Source organism: Ruoffia sp. FAM 26255 (genome assembly GCF_045528525.1).
In the GTDB taxonomy this organism is placed as follows: domain Bacteria; phylum Bacillota; class Bacilli; order Lactobacillales; family Aerococcaceae; genus Ruoffia; species Ruoffia tabacinasalis.
This window is the reverse complement of sequence record NZ_JBGQQX010000046.1, coordinates 1-17,075: the sequence shown is the minus strand read 5'-3', so window position 1 is coordinate 17,075 and position 17,075 is coordinate 1. Positions and strand designations below refer to the sequence as shown.

Below are 17,075 nucleotides of genomic sequence, written 5' to 3'. Positions count from 1 at the left end.
TTCTAAATTTAAGGTAATATTTAATTGAGCCATAATAATCTTCCTTTCAATGTTTGTCTGTCAACTACATTGTACCAAAGAGATTATTATGGTTTTTTACTTTTACACAATTATATGGGCTTTATCGACTCGACGTACCGCAAATGAAAATACGGAGTGTCGTGCCACCACTCGACACCCCGCAAACCAAAATCCACACAAAAAAACGCCGACCCAGGAAACATTCCCAGATCAGCGGTTCTCACCTAAACTCTATTCACTTTCATCATTGCCAAACACAGTGCTGCGATTACTATTATTACTGAAATCGTAATTATAATAATCATTACTTGGAGTTTCTTCTTCTGGTAGAGAACCTTCATCAATGGGCTCTTCGTAAGAAGGTTCCTCATATGAAGAATCTGGTTCCTCGTAAGACGGCTCTTCGTATGAAGACTCCGGTTCTTCGTAAACAGGCTCCTCATAGACAGGTTCTTCATACACAGATTCTTGTGCAGCGTCTATCGCTTGTTGCACTGCAGTAGCGAATAAGTTAAAGTCGCTGACACCATCGTAAGTTGGCAGTCCGTATTCAATCGCCAAGTTATTCCAGTAAATTAACTCATCTTCTGTATAATCTAGCTCTTCTTCGGCCACTTCAATCGGTAAGTACACCATTAATTCGGGATCTGGCACAAAGATTGCCATCCCAAGTTTGACCTCGTCTTCAGTGTTCGTCTCCACTTCAGAAACTTTTTCAGTCTCAACTGCTGATTCAGAATCTGTTTGTATTTCTGCTTCTTCATTTTTATTACCATTTCCATCTTGGACGGGTTCGTGTACGTAGCCCTCAGTTCTCCCAGCTGGTGGTTCTGAGTCCAAGTACCCACACCCGCCTAGTATAAATAAAGAACTAAATAAGATTAATTTTTTCAACATTCTTCCCCCTATGGTCAGACCATATTCATTCATTAATATATCTAATGTACAGTTATCGGTAATAAAAAGCAATATCCACTTGAAAATATCATATCCTCTTCACATTTGTGTTACATTTCACCTATATAAAATAATTTTATAAAAGCGAATCCATATGCTATAATAAAAGAAAATAAAGAGCGAAGGAGTGTTAACATGGAAGTAAATGATATTATGCAAATTCTGGAAAAAGATATGAAAGTTGCTGTCTTTGCAACGGTGGACGAGAACGGAAAACCGCATGCGAGACATGCCCATATCGGCGTGGCTAACGAGCAGGGCGTCTTTTTCATGACCAGTCCCACGACGGATTTTTATAAACAACTTAAGCACAATCCAAATATCGCTATTACCACAATGTCTGAAGAAGGCTATCTCGTTCAAGTGATCCGAATCGAGGGAAAAGTGCGCCAAGTTGGGAAAGACCGCCTTCAGGAACTGCTTACGAACAATCCATATGTTGAGCAAGTGTATCCAGATGACGACATTCGCCAAGGCATGCAAGTTTTTCATTTATACGAAGGCGAGGGCTTCTATCACAGCATGTCTCAAGGGCACAAGTATGTCTTTTCAATTGGACACGAAGAAGAAACCGACGCATAAGGCGTCGGTTTTTTTCTCTAAGAGCGGTATTCAAAGGATAGGCCTTTGAGGAAATTACGGATATAACGGTCGCCACAAGGTTTATAATTGCGGTGGCCTTCTTTGCGTAGAACAGCACTTAATTCGCTGTTAGAAATCTCAACCCCCGCCGTTGCTAAAATATCTAAAATATCGTCAGTGGTTAGGGAGAGAGCAATCTTTACTTTTTTCAGTAAAATATTATTCGCATTCTCTGGATTCAGTTCAAGTCTCGGCTCACCAGCGCCTTCTTTCTTACCGCGTTGGGAGATGATTAATCCGTTTAAAAAGCGTTCTAACTCTTGATCAGTGAGTGTTTGGACGAATTGGTTTTCTTGAGTCGGATCCTCTTTAGGTAATTTCTTCAATAATTGAACAACATCTTCTTGGGTAAGGGTAACTCCACCCATCGAAAAGATGGTGACCATATCGCTATCTTTAATATCTAACGCATAGCGCAAGCGTGTTAACCGATCGTTATTATTCATAATCTGCCTACCTTTCATTGTTTTACGATTATACCAAACTTGTAGCACTTTTTCTGCTATACTACAAAAACAAGTTGAAAAAGAGGTGAGTTCAGTGAAGATACAAAAAAATAACCCCAACATGATTTACTATACAGCCGAAGAACCGACAGAATTGTTGAAATTCATGCTGGAACAATTAGCCCCCAAAAGTCGTAATGCAATCAAATCCATGCTGACACGCGGTCAATTCTTTATTGATGGAAAAGCAGTCACGCAGCACAATCATCCATTGAAAAAAGGTGATCAAGTCGGGATGTTATCGAATAAGAGCTTCAAAAAGATAGAGACGCTTGAAGGTCTACGGATTCTACATGAAGATGACGATATTATCGTGATTGATAAGGACGCCGGGATTTTGTCCGTGGCCGGCAAAGACCACGGAGAAGCGACGGCATACCGACAATTAATGCAGTATGTAAAAGCCGACCACCGCAACAATCGCATCTTCGTGGTGCACCGATTGGACCGTGACACATCCGGCGTGATGGTTTATGCCAAATCTGAAAGCATTAAAGAAAAGCTACAGGAGAACTGGCAGACGATTGTCAAAGAACGCATCTATACTGCGTTGGTTGAAGGCGTCGTTCGCAAACCCCAGGGGAAGATAGAATCTTGGCTAACCGAAAGTAAAACGATGAAAGTCTATTCAAACAACTACGATAATGGTGGCAAGCACGCAATTACCCACTTCAAGAAAAAGCAAAATAGTGCGAACTATTCTTTATTGGAGGTTGAACTTGAAACAGGACGCAAAAACCAAATCCGCGTTCATATGGAAGAAATCGGTCATCCGGTGGCAGGTGACAAAAAGTATGGAGCTAAGACAAATCCGTTGAAACGACTCGGCTTGCATGCGACGACCATTGCCTTTGAGCATCCTCGGACAGGGAAAGTGGTGAAGTTTTCGTCGCCTGCGCCTAAAGGGTTTCTGAAAGTGTCTAGATAAGAGAAGATTATGTAAGAACTACCTGAGAAATGAGGTGGTTCTTTTTTTGATGAGTTTGGGATGGGGGTTCAAGTATTGTCACAAGCTCACATTGCCAATTTCTTACCCTTCTTTACATAAATACCCCAGTAACATACAACTGCTACTGGGGTATATTAATGTATCTATTCTCAACACTATGTTGGTTTATTTGGTTAATTGCTGTTGTTTATCTTCGATAATACAGTTGAGGAGTTTCTCGATACGCTTAATATCATGGACCCTAGGATAGTGTTCAATGATAATGGTTGCCTTGTCCTTTAAGTCTGGCAGCTTAAAGGTGCTAAGGATTAAATCGTAATCACTTGCTTTTAATTTGTCGACTGAAATTTCGGGACTATGAAAAGTATGAATAGTCACATTTTGACGTAGTTCAAAACTTAACAAGTTTTGAATCATTTTGGCATGTGAGAAGTGACCGTCGCTAATGACGAGTAGGGACACTTTTTGGTAACGTTCGTGTAGTTCGACGAGTAAATTATTCCAGATTGTTATTAAAGTATAGAGCAAGAGATAAATTTTATCTTCATGGAGCGGCTTATTAAGTCGTTTGCGATATTCAACAATTCCAGTATAAAGCGTCTCATAGACCATAGGATATTGATGTTTAACGTGTTGGGCAAACAATTTGTTCCGGTTATATAAAATGTAGAACGCATTGGGATCATCATCTTCGAGGTAAGTAGTACCGTATAGAGAAGCGATGAGCCAATCGAATTCGGGAATGTCAATTTCCATCTGTTCTGAGAAATTTCTTAAGTAAGTTTCCAGATATGAGACGGAAAGATTAACCGTTGGATTTTTCTTGCGTAACTTATTCAAAGGTTCAATGCCGATGGCGATATTTTTCTTTAAGTAGGGATAAAAAAGTTGGTAGACTACTTCTGAAGTAATTGATAAGCCCTCGAATTCTTTAATATTTTTCGGGAGCATGAAAAATTTTAAAGCATTAAAAAAAGCTTTGAATAGAAGGCTCTCTTCATCTCTAGTGTCAACAAGGTGACCTTGTTTGTAACGGATAATGTTGACAGTAATCATTGTTTTTACAATATCGTAGAAAGCAAAGTCCACGAAGTCCGTCTCCAAATCACTGAATTTCGCCAAAAAAGCGATGACGGAATTGAGCATCTCATCAAAAAGGTATTCCTCGTAATCACGAAAAGGCCAATCGAATACAGTGCTGACTTCTTTGAAATACGCACGGTAATAGTTACGTATATATCGTTCATTGCCAACAAACCGGCAAGGATTGGATTCAATGCGACAGTCATATGCAGAAAAATAATGATTTAACTGATCGATCGTTCGACAGATGGTTGAAGGACTATATTGTAAAATACTACCCAACTCACTCATACTAAGGCTTTCGTTAAAGAAAAGCTCTTCCAATATTTGAAAAGATAAGGTTTCTTTCAACAAACCAGAATAATAGTCTTGGATACCAGTTGAGTAATCACTAATGATGCGGATACCTTTGGGACCAGTCTTGAATTGAATGTTGGGATGGTAATTGCGAATAAAGCTAATGTCATCTTTGAGGGCACGGGTTGAACAGTTTAATTGTTTGGATAACTCAGCGATGGTCATCCAATCGTCTGCTTCTAGAAGCAATTCAATCAGTGAAAGTCTACGATTGTCCGTTGATTTCAAAAATTCTCTCATAATTCTCCTTTCAATGGGGTAGTAACAGTCGATTCTAGGTTATTAGCATCGTCAAACGAGTTTTTGCCTTTGATGATTCGATTTAAGACTGTTTCAATGTGATGAATATCTTTGGAACTCAGATAATGCTTGATGACCAGATTAAATGTATCCGTCATTGGCGGTAGCTTGAAGGTTGAGATAATTAAGTCATAATCTAATTCATCTAAAATTTCTTGCGAAAGCAAGTGACTTTCATATGTATCAATCCTAATATTAGGGCTGAGTTCAAAAGACAGCAAATTCTTAAGCATATTCGCATGTGAATAATGCCCATCACTCAAAATCAAGACAGATGTATGTTGGTACTTAGTATATAAATCTAATAGCAAATTTTCCCAATTTGTGAAAAGAATATAAACTAAGTAGTTTACCATATCTTCATTATCCTCCAGTTTTAATAACCGTCTAAACTCAACCATTGCTTCATACAATTCACGATACACAAAAGGAAATTGATGATTGATAACTTGGTTAAACATCTTATTGCGGTTATATAATATGTACATTCCATTTGGATCATCATCTTCGATATGGACAGTTCCATATAGTGGAATCATTAGACTAGTTGGGTCAACGTCAATATCAATCACTTTGGATAAAGCAGTTAAAGATGTCGTTAAGTGAGTTAAAGCAGTATCGATGTGGTTTTCTCTCGTTCGGAGTTTATCAAGTTCTTTTAGACTAAAGGCATTCCCCTTCTTAAGATAAGGATACAAAATTTGATAAATATACTCAGTTGTGATTGGAATCCCGTTAATACCCGACATGTTTTTAGGTAGAAATAATAGTTTTACTGCATTGAAAATCAGCTTAAACAGAAATGTCTCTTCATTATTTGTATCCACTAAATGTCCGTTTTGGTATCGAATGACATTAACAATGATTACGAGTTTGATGGATTCATAAAATGCAAAGTCAATATCTTCTGTTTTTACAGCGCCGCTTTTCTCGACAATAGCAAGTATACGATTAATATTAGCGTTCAAAGTTTGTTCATCATAATGACGAAATGGTCATTCCAAAACGGTGCTTTTCTCTTTGAAATAGGTACGATAAAAGTTACGAATAAAACGCTCGTTACCGACAAACCGACAGGGATTGGTCTCGACTTGGCAACCCACGTTGGAAAAGTAGGAATTAATCGCCTCGATTGATCGGTAAACCGTCGACTTGCTAGTATGCAATATCCCAGCTAAATCTTCGATGGAATAGGTTTCAATAAAGAAAATCTCTTCTAACAGTTGAAAGATTAAGGTCTCCTTCAAAATTAGACGGTAAGCTTCTTGAATTCCAATCGAATGATCCATCATAATGCGCATCATATATCGACCTGTCTCAATCCCAATCTCAGGGAAATGTTTCCTAAAATAAGTAATATCTTCCTTAATATTGCGCACAGAACTAGCTAGTTGCTCAGCAACTTGGTCGAACGTCATCCAATCATTCGCTTCTAACAATAACTCTATTAATTCTAAACGACGACGATCGCTTGTGGTTAATAAACTTCTCATAATACCCCCTCTGAATGACTTAAATGTGAACACAACTAAAAATATCATATATCTAATATACTTAATAGTCTATTACTATACCGATTACAATAAAAGCACTTTTTGTCAAACATTACAAAAAAATCTTGTTAAATTTAAAAGCTAACTTAGTTAAACTTGCCGAAAATACAAAATCAATTTATCTGTACATACGAATAAAACAGTTTTCTTAAGTTTGTCATAAATAGTTTTTTTAGGAAATGTGGATTATTACGACTAGCTCATTAAGACGTAGCTAAAAATAAAAGTTTCTTAAGTTTTTATATAAAATTAGACTTATCTTTTTTAGTGCCGAAGATAATTATTGTGTTAAACATAATATAGCATTTCAAAATGTGCACCATTAAGACACGAATATGAAAAACAGTTTCAGTCCGGACACGCTATAATCTAAAGTGTGTCGGGAAATAATGAATAAACAATCTGGCTATATTGTGAATAATTTTGGGAAATAATGGTAATTATTGACCGAAATTAACAATTTCCTCGCGGAGTTGGTTGGAAAGGAGAAGGTAGCTAATTAGTGATACGGATTTAAAGACAAATTGTTAGTCGTTTGTGGAGTAAGGATATAAAAAATATAGAAGAAAAGGAGTCGTAAGTGAATGAAAAAGACGAGTAGTATACTGACTGTTACATTATTAGTCTTAAATGTTATTTTAAATCCCATTATTACGATAACATCAGTTTATGCTGAAGAAGAAGGTGGCGTCGAGGTCGAGTACTCATCGGAATCGTACGATGATAGTACTGATCAAGTGTACGTTGAAGAACCACCAGTAGAACAGCAACCTCCACAAGAGAGCGTACAGGATGACTCTGGTGCGGGAACTGGGGAAAGTTATGAAGATAATGGTGAGGGAGAAACTATTCCTGAAGAAGATACTGAATCAAGTGAACCAGATGAGTCAGAAGAATCTGATGAATCAGAAGAGTCAGAAGAGTCAGAAGAGTCAGAAGAGTCAGAAGAAGAGGAACTTTATCCAGTCACAGGTATATCTTTTGAAGGTGTCGTCAATAATAACATCCGCACAGGTAGTACGATTCATGTGCCTGTTCGAGTGACTAACTCGGAAGCAGCGTTAGAGGATGCTGTCTTACGTTATACTATTAGTAGGGATTATATAGTTCCTTATGATAGTTTAAGTTCTTACTTCCCTAACAACGGTGGAAGTGTTGAAGCTTATTATAGTGGTGATCAGCTGATTGTTGACTACTCATTAGAAACATTATCTGAAGAGTATAATCAATTGCTTACCTTAGCCTTAAAGACTAAGGATGACGGAACGATGCCTAATGGCGCAACAATATCAGCTTCTGCTGAGGTTATCCAAAATGGTAACACAATTGCACAAAGTGGTAATGTGAATTACCAATTTGTAACACGTCAGCCGCATTTCTCAACAAATGTAACCTATCCGTCCGAAACGGGAACAAGTGAAGATGATGACGAAGGTCCCGCCCGGGAGACAACGATTGCTTACAGCTTCTATTTTGGCGATGAAGGTGGTGGGAACGGGTCAGGTCAGTCAGCTGTTACGAACTTAACGGTGACAACAGAGGTACCTGAATCATTAAACTTCGATGCAAGTCAAAATGAAGGCTGGTCATACAATGATGGAACACGTACAGCAACGTACACCGTCGTTCCTGGAGATGACATCTATAGTAATGGATATCAACTACCAAGCCCCTTTAACGTTACAAGCAAAGGATGCGAGTACTGAGGTAGAAGGTACAATCTATGCGACAGCAACCTTTGAATTTGCCAATGGTGATGTTGTAACAAAAACGAACCAACCAGAAGTGACAATGTTGGCAGTGTCAGAGGAAGTAAGTCTTTTTGCTGCTATTGATGCGAATTTAACTACAGGTTTTGAGTTATCATATATAGATAAAGATGGAAACCCAGTATCAATAGAAAATGGTTCTAACATTGAAGTTGACCTAAATGATATGAATGCTGTTTCTATGGTTTATGAAATAACAATACCTAATGACATGGATATAGTAGGCGGAGATACTTACTCAATGCCTTATCCAGCAATAGCCACTATAGGTAATGCTACTGACCAACCGATTATAGTAGGCGGGGTAGAGGTAGCGACATATAGTATCATAGGTGAAGAAGTAGTTATCACTTTTAATGATGCGGTCAGCGGTTTAGATGATGTCTCTTTAAATGTGAATATACAAACACAATTTAATACTGAGATATTTGAAACAACTGAAGAAGTGGTTGTTGAAGTACCCTATAGTGATGGTACTTCTTACACAGTAATGGTACGTGCTGAGCAACAAGAATATGAAGGGACAGATTTAAAAGAAGCTGGCTTTGGTTATATTCTTGATGGCGAATCAAAAGTTAGCGTTGATCGAAACCCAGAGTTTGTTGATTGGACAGTTCGTGCAAACGACTCTATGGGAAGTTTCGAAAATGCAACGATTATTGATCAATTTGGAGAAGGATTATCTATTGTTGATGGTAGTTTCGTTGTAGAAAGAATTATTCGTAACCATAATAATGAAGAAATTGGTCGCGAATCAGTGACTGATTTTTCAGTGACAACAACGGAGACTGGCTTCGAATTGGGCTTAGGTTCAATCGAAGACGCTTATGATATTACATATTCGACAACAGTTAATCGTCCAGAAGGTGGCGGGACACATACATTTAATAACAATGCGATTATTAATTTAGATGGAGATCAAACCACAGTCAATGATGATTTCACAGGAACATGGTCAGGTGATTTGCCTATAATTACTAAAAACGGAAACCTAGTATCCGGTAAAAGTGATCGAATCGCATGGCAAGTAGAATATAACTACGGTAAAGAATCATTAGGATCGGTTAATTTAACAGATACATTATCTGAAGGAAAAATTGACTTAGATTCGATTGTTGTTTATGAAGTTGAAACAGATATAGACGGAAAAGTAACAAGTCGTGATTTGGTAAAAGTTACACCACAAGCAGACGAAGCAAGTAATGTTATATTCCCAGGCTTGGATGCGGATGGTAAAGCATATCTTATCGAGTTTGAATCAACTGTACCTGTAGGCTTGAATGGCGAGGTTAAGAATATAATTGCAGATGATCTACCGCAGCCAAATTCAGATAATGCATCTGTGACAGTTAATACAATTCCAACAGGTGGGAAAGTTGGGGAACAGCTTGTTGATGACCAAGGTAGACCTTATATTAAATGGGTAATTACCATGAATTCTCAAAGAGTAGATATCTCTACAATTAACATCAAGGATGTCTTTAATGGGGAATACTTAACTTTTGATATTAATGATACAAAGCTATTTGAAGATGGCGTTGAAGTAAGTAACTACAACGTTCAAAATTATACTTATACTGATGGACGCATCGGCTTTGATTTAAGTGTAACCGAAGCTGGACCACACGAGTATAAATTTGAATATATTACATATTATACAACCTTAGGTATGCAGCAACCAGAGATAGCAAACGATGCTGAATTAATATTTGATGAAGGTACGGGAATAGGTATCGGAGTTGATATAGGATTCAATCAGGAAGGACCAAAGGCTGGTATCGGTAAAGAAGGTAAGTACGTATTAAATGAAGCAGGCCTACAAGAAATAGAATGGACTATTGCAATAAATAATAGCCGTATTTTATTAGAGAATCCAAGAATTGAAGATGTCTTCACTAGTAAAAACTATAGTTTTGTAAATGGTTCATTAGAAGTAACTGAGAATAATGCATCATTTAGTGATTATGACTTTGCTCTAACGGATACTGGATTTACATTAGATATTAATAAAAATACGAATGCACGTTACGTTCTGACATACCGTACAACAGCCGATGATGATGAGAACCTTATGCAGAGAAATGATGCGACAGTTATCTGGCAAGGTGGGAGAGAGTCCGCTGGTTATGAATTAGGAAAACGTGACCCAGGAGTCAACAAAAAAGGTGAAGTTACCATTAACGAAGACGGTAGCAAAACAGTTAATTGGACAATTGACTTTAACACGAATAGCAATGTTATTCATAACTTCAAATTAACAGATACTAATTTACCGTCAACAGTAACAATTAGTGATATTAAAGTTACGAGTGGAGAAAATGATGTCACTGGACAATTTAATATTTCAGAACCTAGTGGTGGAGTCTTTACAATCTCAACGGGTCGGTTGAACGCAGCATCATATCAATTAACTTACTCTACGACTTTATCACCTGAAGAGGAGATACAAGAAGTTAAGAACACTGCGGTAGCTGAATATCTAGGTGGAAGTCAAACGGCAGAATGGACAATACCAAATCCAGAACTAGGTGTCCAAAAAGATGCGATAAGTATTGATAAATCGACAGATCCAGCGCGTATTAACTGGACAATTACAGCAAATACTGATGGTAATTTGGTTAACTTACAGAACGCAGTACTAACAGACACAATTCCTACGGATCAAAGATTAGTGGCAGGAACAATTAGTGTTGAACGTGTAGGCGGAGGAAATGTAACCGGGGAGTCTGTTATAGGTGACACTCAAACAAACTCATTCACGGTTGGCTTACCTAATGGGGCTTACCAATACATCGTAACTTTCCAAACGGAAATTCTAGAATATCCATCAGTTAACGAGAAATTAGATAGATATACAAACGAAGTAGAACTTAGCAATACAGGACATGATCCAGTCAAAGATGATGCATACATTGATTACTTTGCTGATGGGACGAACAATAACAATGGAAAAACTGGAACAGTCAATGCTGATACTGAAAACGTTGATTGGAAATTAACAGTTAATCCACTTGGCTTACCAATCAATAATGCTAAGATATCTGATACATTGAGTCAAAATCATACGTATGTTGAGAATTCAATTGTCTTGCTTGATGCTTCAGGTAACCCATTAAGTGATTATACAATTGCCGTAGCAGATGATAATCGTAGCTTTACAATTGACTTAGGAAATATTAATGAGTCATACAGTGTGAGATACTCAACAAGATTAAATCCAAACTTAATTGGATTCTATAATATAAGTAATACTGTAAAATTAACAGGTGGTACTGATAGTAAAGTACTTTCTTCTACAACTGAAACCGTGCAAACGCAACAATGGTTCTATGGTGGTGGGGGAAGTGGACGTACATTAGACCTAAACTTTAAAAAGGTAGATGCTGATAACAACGAGCCAATTGAAGGGGTAGCGTTCAAACTTCAAAGATTGAACAATTCAGGCAGTACTGTTCATGTGGCTGATTTTGTAACTATAGCAGACGGAACACAACAATTACTTGAACAACGTGCAGGTCGATTCATATTGACTGAGATTTCTACATTGCCAGATTATGTTGCAGGACCACCGCTATACTTTGTGTATGGTTATGGTGAATCTGGTGAAGTAACTATTGACATGGCTGATAGTAGTTGGAACCCAGCAAACTTCCAGCGTGTCGAAGGTGCGTCATTAGTAATCCAAAATGAAAAGCAAAAAACAAGTGTCACGGCTAATAAAGCATGGGAAGGTGCACCGAACAATAAACCAACGGTCTACTTCCAATTGTATCGTCACGTAGGTGAAGGAGAAGCTGAACCTGTACCAGGAGCTGACATTAAAGAATTACCAAGCGGAACGACTTCTGTAACTTGGGGTAACTTAGTTGCTAAAGATACAACAGGAGCTGACTATATCTTTACAGTTCGAGAAGTTGATGCTGATGGTAATGACTTTGTACCAGAAGGCTATACTAAATCTGAAAATGGTTTAACAGTGACAAACACTGCTATTCCAACAGAAATTAGTGTTAGAAAAGCATGGGATGATGCGAATGATCAAGATGACCTCAGACCAGACAGTGTTGAAGTTCAATTAACAGCGAATGGTGACTCATACGGTGAACCGGTTGAGTTAAATGCTGGTAATGATTGGACGCATACATTTGGCGACTTACCAGTTTATGGTAACGGTGAGCAAATAAATTATTCAGTTCAAGAAAATAACCTACCAGAAGGTTATGAACCATCGGTTTCAGTCGATGAAGATGGCGTTTTAGTCTTGACGAATACACATGTTCCAGCTACAACAAAATTAACAGTGAATAAAGTATGGGAGGATGCTGACAATCAAGATGGCCTACGTCCAGCAAACGTTACTGTTCAATTAATGGCAGACGGCGAAGCTTTAGGCGATCCAATTGAATTAATTGCAGAAAATGCATGGGCACAAACATGGACTGAATTACCAGTCAATGCCTCAGGAACAGCTATTGAGTATACGGTTGAAGAAACAACAGTTCCTGAAGGTTATGAAGCAACACAAGAAGTTGTTGACGGTGTAATTGAGATAACAAATGCTCATACACCGGCAGTGAAAGATGTACCAGTTAATAAAGTATGGGACGATGCCGATAATCAAGATGGCATCAGACCTAACAGTATTACAGCTAACTTATTAGCAGATGGAACACACATCGATGCTGTCGAATTATCAGAAGCAAATGAGTGGTCACACGTATTCGAAGGACTACCTGTATTCGAGAACGGTGAAGAAATTACATACACGATTACGGAAGATACTGTTACAGATTACTCAACAGAAATTGTTGAGGGTGTGATTACGAATAGCTACACACCCGAAGAAACATCAGTCACTGTTACTAAAGAATGGCAAGATGGTAATAACCAAGACGGTAACCGTCCAGAAAGTATCCAAGTTCAATTAACAGCCGATGGCGTAGCACTTGAAGGTCAAACAGCTGAACTGAATGCGGATAATAACTGGACAGCAAGCTGGTCAGGCTTACCATTAAATGCAGATGGAACAGCGATTGTTTACTCAGTTGTTGAGTCAAATGTACCAGAAGAATTTACAGTAGAAGTAAATGACGCAGATCGCGGAAATATTATTCTGACAAACACTTATACACCAGAAGTTACAGACTTAACGGTGAATAAAGTTTGGAATGATGAAGAGAACCGTGATGGCTTAAGACCAGAAAGTATCGAAGTACAATTAGTTGCTGACGGTCAAAACCAAGGCGACCTAATAGTCCTCAATGAAGCAAACAACTGGTCATATACATGGACAAATCTAGCAGTGAATGCTGCTGGCGAAGCAATTGCCTACACAGTTGCGGAAGTTAACTTACCAGAAGGGTATACGTCAACAATTAGTCCAATTGAAGAGAATACAATTACGGTAATGAACTCTCATGATGTAGCAGTCAATGATATAAACGTTAGAAAAGTATGGGATGATGCTAACAACCAAGATAGTATTAGACCAGAAAGTATCCAGGTTCAATTAACAGCCAATGGTGAACCTTATGGCGAAGCGGTTGAATTAAATGCAGATAACGATTGGTCATATGCTTGGACGGACTTAAAAGTGAATGAAGCTGGCGCAGCAATTAGCTACGCGGTCTCTGAAACGAATGTTCCAGAAGAATATGAAGTCGTTGTCAATGCTGAAGATCCAACAAATGTTGTGATTACGAACAGCTACACGCCAGCAGTAACACATTTAGCAGTAGAAAAAGCTTGGGATGATGCAGACAATCAAGACGGTCTACGTCCAACAAGCGTAACGGTTCAACTAATGGCCGACGGTGAAGCATTAGGCGATCCGGTTGAATTAAATGCAGAAAATGCATGGGCACAAACTTGGACTGAATTACCAGTCAACGCCTCAGGAACAGCCATTGAATATACGGTTGAAGAAACAGAAGTTCCTGAAGGTTACGAAGCAACTCAAGAAGTTGTTGAAGGTGTGAATGTTATTACAAACACACATACACCAGCAGTGAAAGACGTACCAGTAAGTAAAGTATGGGATGACGCAGACAATCAAGATGGTTTAAGACCAGAAAGTATCACTGCTAACTTATTAGCGGATGGAACACCAATCGATGCTGTTGAATTATCAGAAGCCAACGAGTGGTCACATGTCTTTGAAGGCTTACCTGTCTTCGAGAACGGTGTAGAAATTACATACACGATTACAGAAGATACAGTTGAAAATTACTCAACAGAAATTGTCGAGAGTGTGATTACGAATAGATACACTCCAGAAGAAACTTCTGTAACGGTCACAAAAGATTGGCAAGATGGGAATAACCAAGACGGCAACCGTCCAGACAGTATCCAAGTTCAATTAACAGCAAACGGTGAAATCATTGACCAAACAGCTGAATTGAACGTGGAGAATAATTGGACAGCAAGCTGGTCAGGTTTACCATTAAATGCAAATGGTGCACCAATTAAGTACTCAGTTGTTGAGTCAAATGTACCAGAAGAATTTACAGTAGAAGTAAATGACGCAGATCGTGGAAACATTATTCTGACAAACACTTATACACCAAAAGTTACAGACTTTACGGTGAATAAAGTTTGGAACGATGATGAGAACCGTGACGCCTTAAGACCAGAAAGTATTGAAGTGCAATTAGTAGCTAATGGTCAAAACCAAGGTGAGACAGTTGTCTTAGATGAAGCAAACAACTGGTCATACACTTGGACGAATCTAGCAGTCAAAGCTTCAGGTGAAGTCATTGCCTACACAGTCGCAGAGTTAAATGTTCCTGAAGGGTATACATCAACAATTAGTCCAATTGAAGAAAATACAATCACGGTAACAAACTCTCATGACGTGGTTGTCAATGATATTAACGTCAGAAAAGTATGGAATGATGCTAATAACCAAGATGGTCTACGTCCAACAAGTGTAACGGTTCAATTAATAGCCGACGGCGAAGCTTTAGGCGATCCAATTGAATTAAATGGAGAAAACGCATGGGCATACTCATGGACGAACCTTCCAGTCAATGCCTCAGGAACAGCAATAGAATACACTGTTGAAGAAACAGCAGTTCCTGAAGGTTACGAAGTAACACAAGAAGTTGTGGATGGTGTAAATGTGATAACAAATACACATACACCTGCAGAGAAATACATACCAGTAAGTAAAGTTTGGAATGATTCAGATAACCAAGATGGCTTAAGACCAGAAAGCATTACTGCAAACTTATTAGCAGACGGTGAAGTCGTTAATGCAGTTGAATTGAATGAAGCAAATGATTGGGCTGCAATATTTGAAAACCTTCCAGTTTACAACAATGGTGAAGAAATCTCGTATACAATTACAGAAGATGCAGTGGATAATTACTCAACTGACATTGTCGATGGTGTGATTACGAATAGTTATACACCAGAAGAAACTTCTGTAACGGTCACAAAAGATTGGCAAGATGGGAATAACCAAGACGGCAACCGTCCAGACAGTATCCAAGTTCAATTAACAGCTGACGGCGAAGCACTTGAAGGTCAAACCGCTGAATTGAACGCTGAGAATAACTGGACAGCAAGCTGGTCAGGTTTACCATTAAATATTGATGGTAAAGCCATCGAGTATTCAGTCGTTGAGATAAATACACCAGAAGGCTATGAAGTCACAGTCAATAATGACAATCATGGAAATATCATTCTGACAAACACGTATTCACCAGAAGTCAGAGACTTAACAGTGAATAAAGTTTGGAATGATGAAGAGAACCGTGATGGCATCAGACCTGACAGTATCGAAGTGCAATTAGTTGCCAATGGTCAAAACCAAGGTGAGACAGTTGTCTTAGATGAAGCAAACAACTGGTCATACACTTGGACGAATCTAGCAGTCAATGCAACTGGCGAAGCTATTACTTACACAGTTACTGAAGTGAGTGTTCCAGAGGGCTACGAAACAACTACTGAATTAGTAGATGGCGTAGTAGTAATCACGAATACGCACAAACCATCAGATCCAACACCAGACCCATCAGTTTCAGTCAACTTACAAGCTCTTAAAGAACTTGAAGGTAGAGAACTTAAAGCAAATGAATTTAAGTTCGTAGTGATTCAAAACGGTAATGTGATTGGAACAGCTAATAATGCGGCAGATGGCAGTGTTCAATTCAGTTCGATAAGATTCACAGAAGCGGGTACTTACGAGTACACAATCCGTGAATTACAAGGTAATGATGACGAAGTCACTTATGACAATACTGAGTACAAAGTCGCAGTTGAAGTAATAAGTGAAGGCGATGAATTAATCGCAAATATCACTTATCAAACAGCTAATGGAGATATTCCAGTCTTTGTTAACACAGTTGATCCGGATGAACCAGGAGAACCTGAAGATCCAGAAGAACCAGGAACTCCAGAAGATCCAGAAGATCCAGAAGATCCAGAAGATCCAGAAGATCCGAAAGATCCAGAAGATCCGGAAGATCCGGAAGATCCGGAAGATCCGGAAGATCCGGAAGATCCGGAAGATCCGGAAGATCCGGAAGATCCAAACGACCCAGAAAGTCCAACAACACCAACTGATCCTGACAAACCATCTAGACCAGGTCAATCAGGAGATTCGGACTTACCTTCAACAGGTGAGGAATCGTATGTGTGGATTGGATTGCTAGTCTTGGTATCTGGCTTAGGGTTAGTTTTGAGTCAAAAATTCAAATCTAGAGAGTAATCTAGAGGAAAATTAAAATGCTATTGTAATAGTATTTTGAAAGTAAAACAAACTATCAAGCTTAGGGGTGCGCCTCTAAGTGAGATAGTTTGTTTTTTTGATAAAGCCCATATAATTGTGTAAAAGTAAAAAACCATAATAATCTCTTTGGTACAATGTAGTTGACAGACAAACATTGAAAGGAAGATTATTATGGCTCAATTAAATATTACCTTAAATTTAGAA

At 38.4% G+C, this 17,075-nt stretch carries 9 protein-coding genes; 4 read left to right on the top strand and 5 right to left on the bottom strand.

Translation table 11 applies throughout. From position 1 onward, the window contains the following. Positions 1-252: 252 nt before the first annotated feature. Entirely contained in the window at positions 253-915 is a 663-nt protein-coding gene (locus tag ACEN31_RS08875) for a hypothetical protein (protein ID WP_407094233.1), read from the bottom strand. A 198-nt stretch (positions 916-1,113) separates the two neighbouring features. Between ACEN31_RS08875 and ACEN31_RS08870 the strand changes: the two genes are divergently transcribed. Continuing rightward, positions 1,114-1,560, top strand: a complete 447-nt coding sequence (locus ACEN31_RS08870) for a pyridoxamine 5'-phosphate oxidase family protein (protein WP_407094232.1) — start codon at positions 1,114-1,116, stop codon at positions 1,558-1,560. Positions 1,561-1,577: 17 nt separating this feature from the next. Here the strand turns inward: ACEN31_RS08870 and ACEN31_RS08865 are convergent, their stop codons facing one another. Then, entirely contained in the window at positions 1,578-2,066 is a 489-nt protein-coding gene (locus tag ACEN31_RS08865) for a DUF1456 family protein (RefSeq protein ID WP_197104632.1), read from the bottom strand. A 94-nt stretch (positions 2,067-2,160) separates the two neighbouring features. Between ACEN31_RS08865 and ACEN31_RS08860 the strand changes: the two genes are divergently transcribed. After that, complete coding sequence (locus tag ACEN31_RS08860; protein ID WP_407101757.1) at positions 2,161-3,054, top strand: RluA family pseudouridine synthase; 894 nt, start codon at positions 2,161-2,163, stop codon at positions 3,052-3,054. A 186-nt stretch (positions 3,055-3,240) separates the two neighbouring features. Here ACEN31_RS08860 and ACEN31_RS08855 read toward each other — a convergent pair whose 3' ends face one another. The 3 genes from ACEN31_RS08855 to ACEN31_RS08845 are packed head-to-tail and all read right to left on the bottom strand — an operon-like array spanning position 3,241 to position 6,308. Beyond that, positions 3,241-4,755, bottom strand: coding sequence for a helix-turn-helix domain-containing protein (locus tag ACEN31_RS08855; protein WP_407109213.1), 1,515 nt, complete (start codon positions 4,753-4,755; stop codon positions 3,241-3,243). Continuing rightward, the gene (locus ACEN31_RS08850) at positions 4,752-5,783 is read right to left on the bottom strand and encodes a M protein trans-acting positive regulator PRD domain-containing protein (protein WP_407109212.1); all 1,032 of its coding nucleotides are present in this window, start codon (positions 5,781-5,783) and stop codon (positions 4,752-4,754) included. The genes ACEN31_RS08855 and ACEN31_RS08850 overlap by 4 nt, the downstream gene beginning before the upstream one ends. Positions 5,784-5,810: 27 nt before the next feature. Continuing rightward, the gene (locus ACEN31_RS08845) at positions 5,811-6,308 is read right to left on the bottom strand and encodes a helix-turn-helix domain-containing protein (RefSeq protein WP_407109211.1); all 498 of its coding nucleotides are present in this window, start codon (positions 6,306-6,308) and stop codon (positions 5,811-5,813) included. Positions 6,309-6,952: 644 nt separating this feature from the next. Between ACEN31_RS08845 and ACEN31_RS08840 the strand changes: the two genes are divergently transcribed. Next, a complete protein-coding gene (locus tag ACEN31_RS08840) occupies positions 6,953-8,074 on the top strand; it encodes a hypothetical protein (protein WP_407109210.1) in 1,122 nt (373 codons plus the stop codon). After that, positions 7,962-16,850 carry a Cna B-type domain-containing protein gene (locus tag ACEN31_RS08835; RefSeq protein WP_407109214.1) on the top strand — a complete coding sequence of 2,963 codons (8,889 nt, stop codon included), beginning with the start codon at positions 7,962-7,964 and terminating at the stop codon, positions 16,848-16,850. The genes ACEN31_RS08840 and ACEN31_RS08835 overlap by 113 nt, the downstream gene beginning before the upstream one ends. Positions 16,851-17,075 lie beyond the last annotated feature (225 nt).

Bases quoted from the DNA above. Each gene is read 5' to 3' on its own strand.
- ACEN31_RS08845 (WP_407109211.1), bottom strand. From the start codon at position 6,308: ATGAGAAGTTTATTAACCACAAGCGATCGTCGTCGTTTAGAATTAATA.
- ACEN31_RS08855 (WP_407109213.1), bottom strand. From the start codon at position 4,755: ATGAGAGAATTTTTGAAATCAACGGACAATCGTAGACTTTCACTGATT.
- ACEN31_RS08840 (WP_407109210.1), top strand. From the start codon at position 6,953: ATGAAAAAGACGAGTAGTATACTGACTGTTACATTATTAGTCTTAAAT.
- ACEN31_RS08865 (WP_197104632.1), bottom strand. From the start codon at position 2,066: ATGAATAATAACGATCGGTTAACACGCTTGCGCTATGCGTTAGATATT.
- ACEN31_RS08870 (WP_407094232.1), top strand. From the start codon at position 1,114: ATGGAAGTAAATGATATTATGCAAATTCTGGAAAAAGATATGAAAGTT.
- ACEN31_RS08835 (WP_407109214.1), top strand. From the start codon at position 7,962: ATGATGGAACACGTACAGCAACGTACACCGTCGTTCCTGGAGATGACA.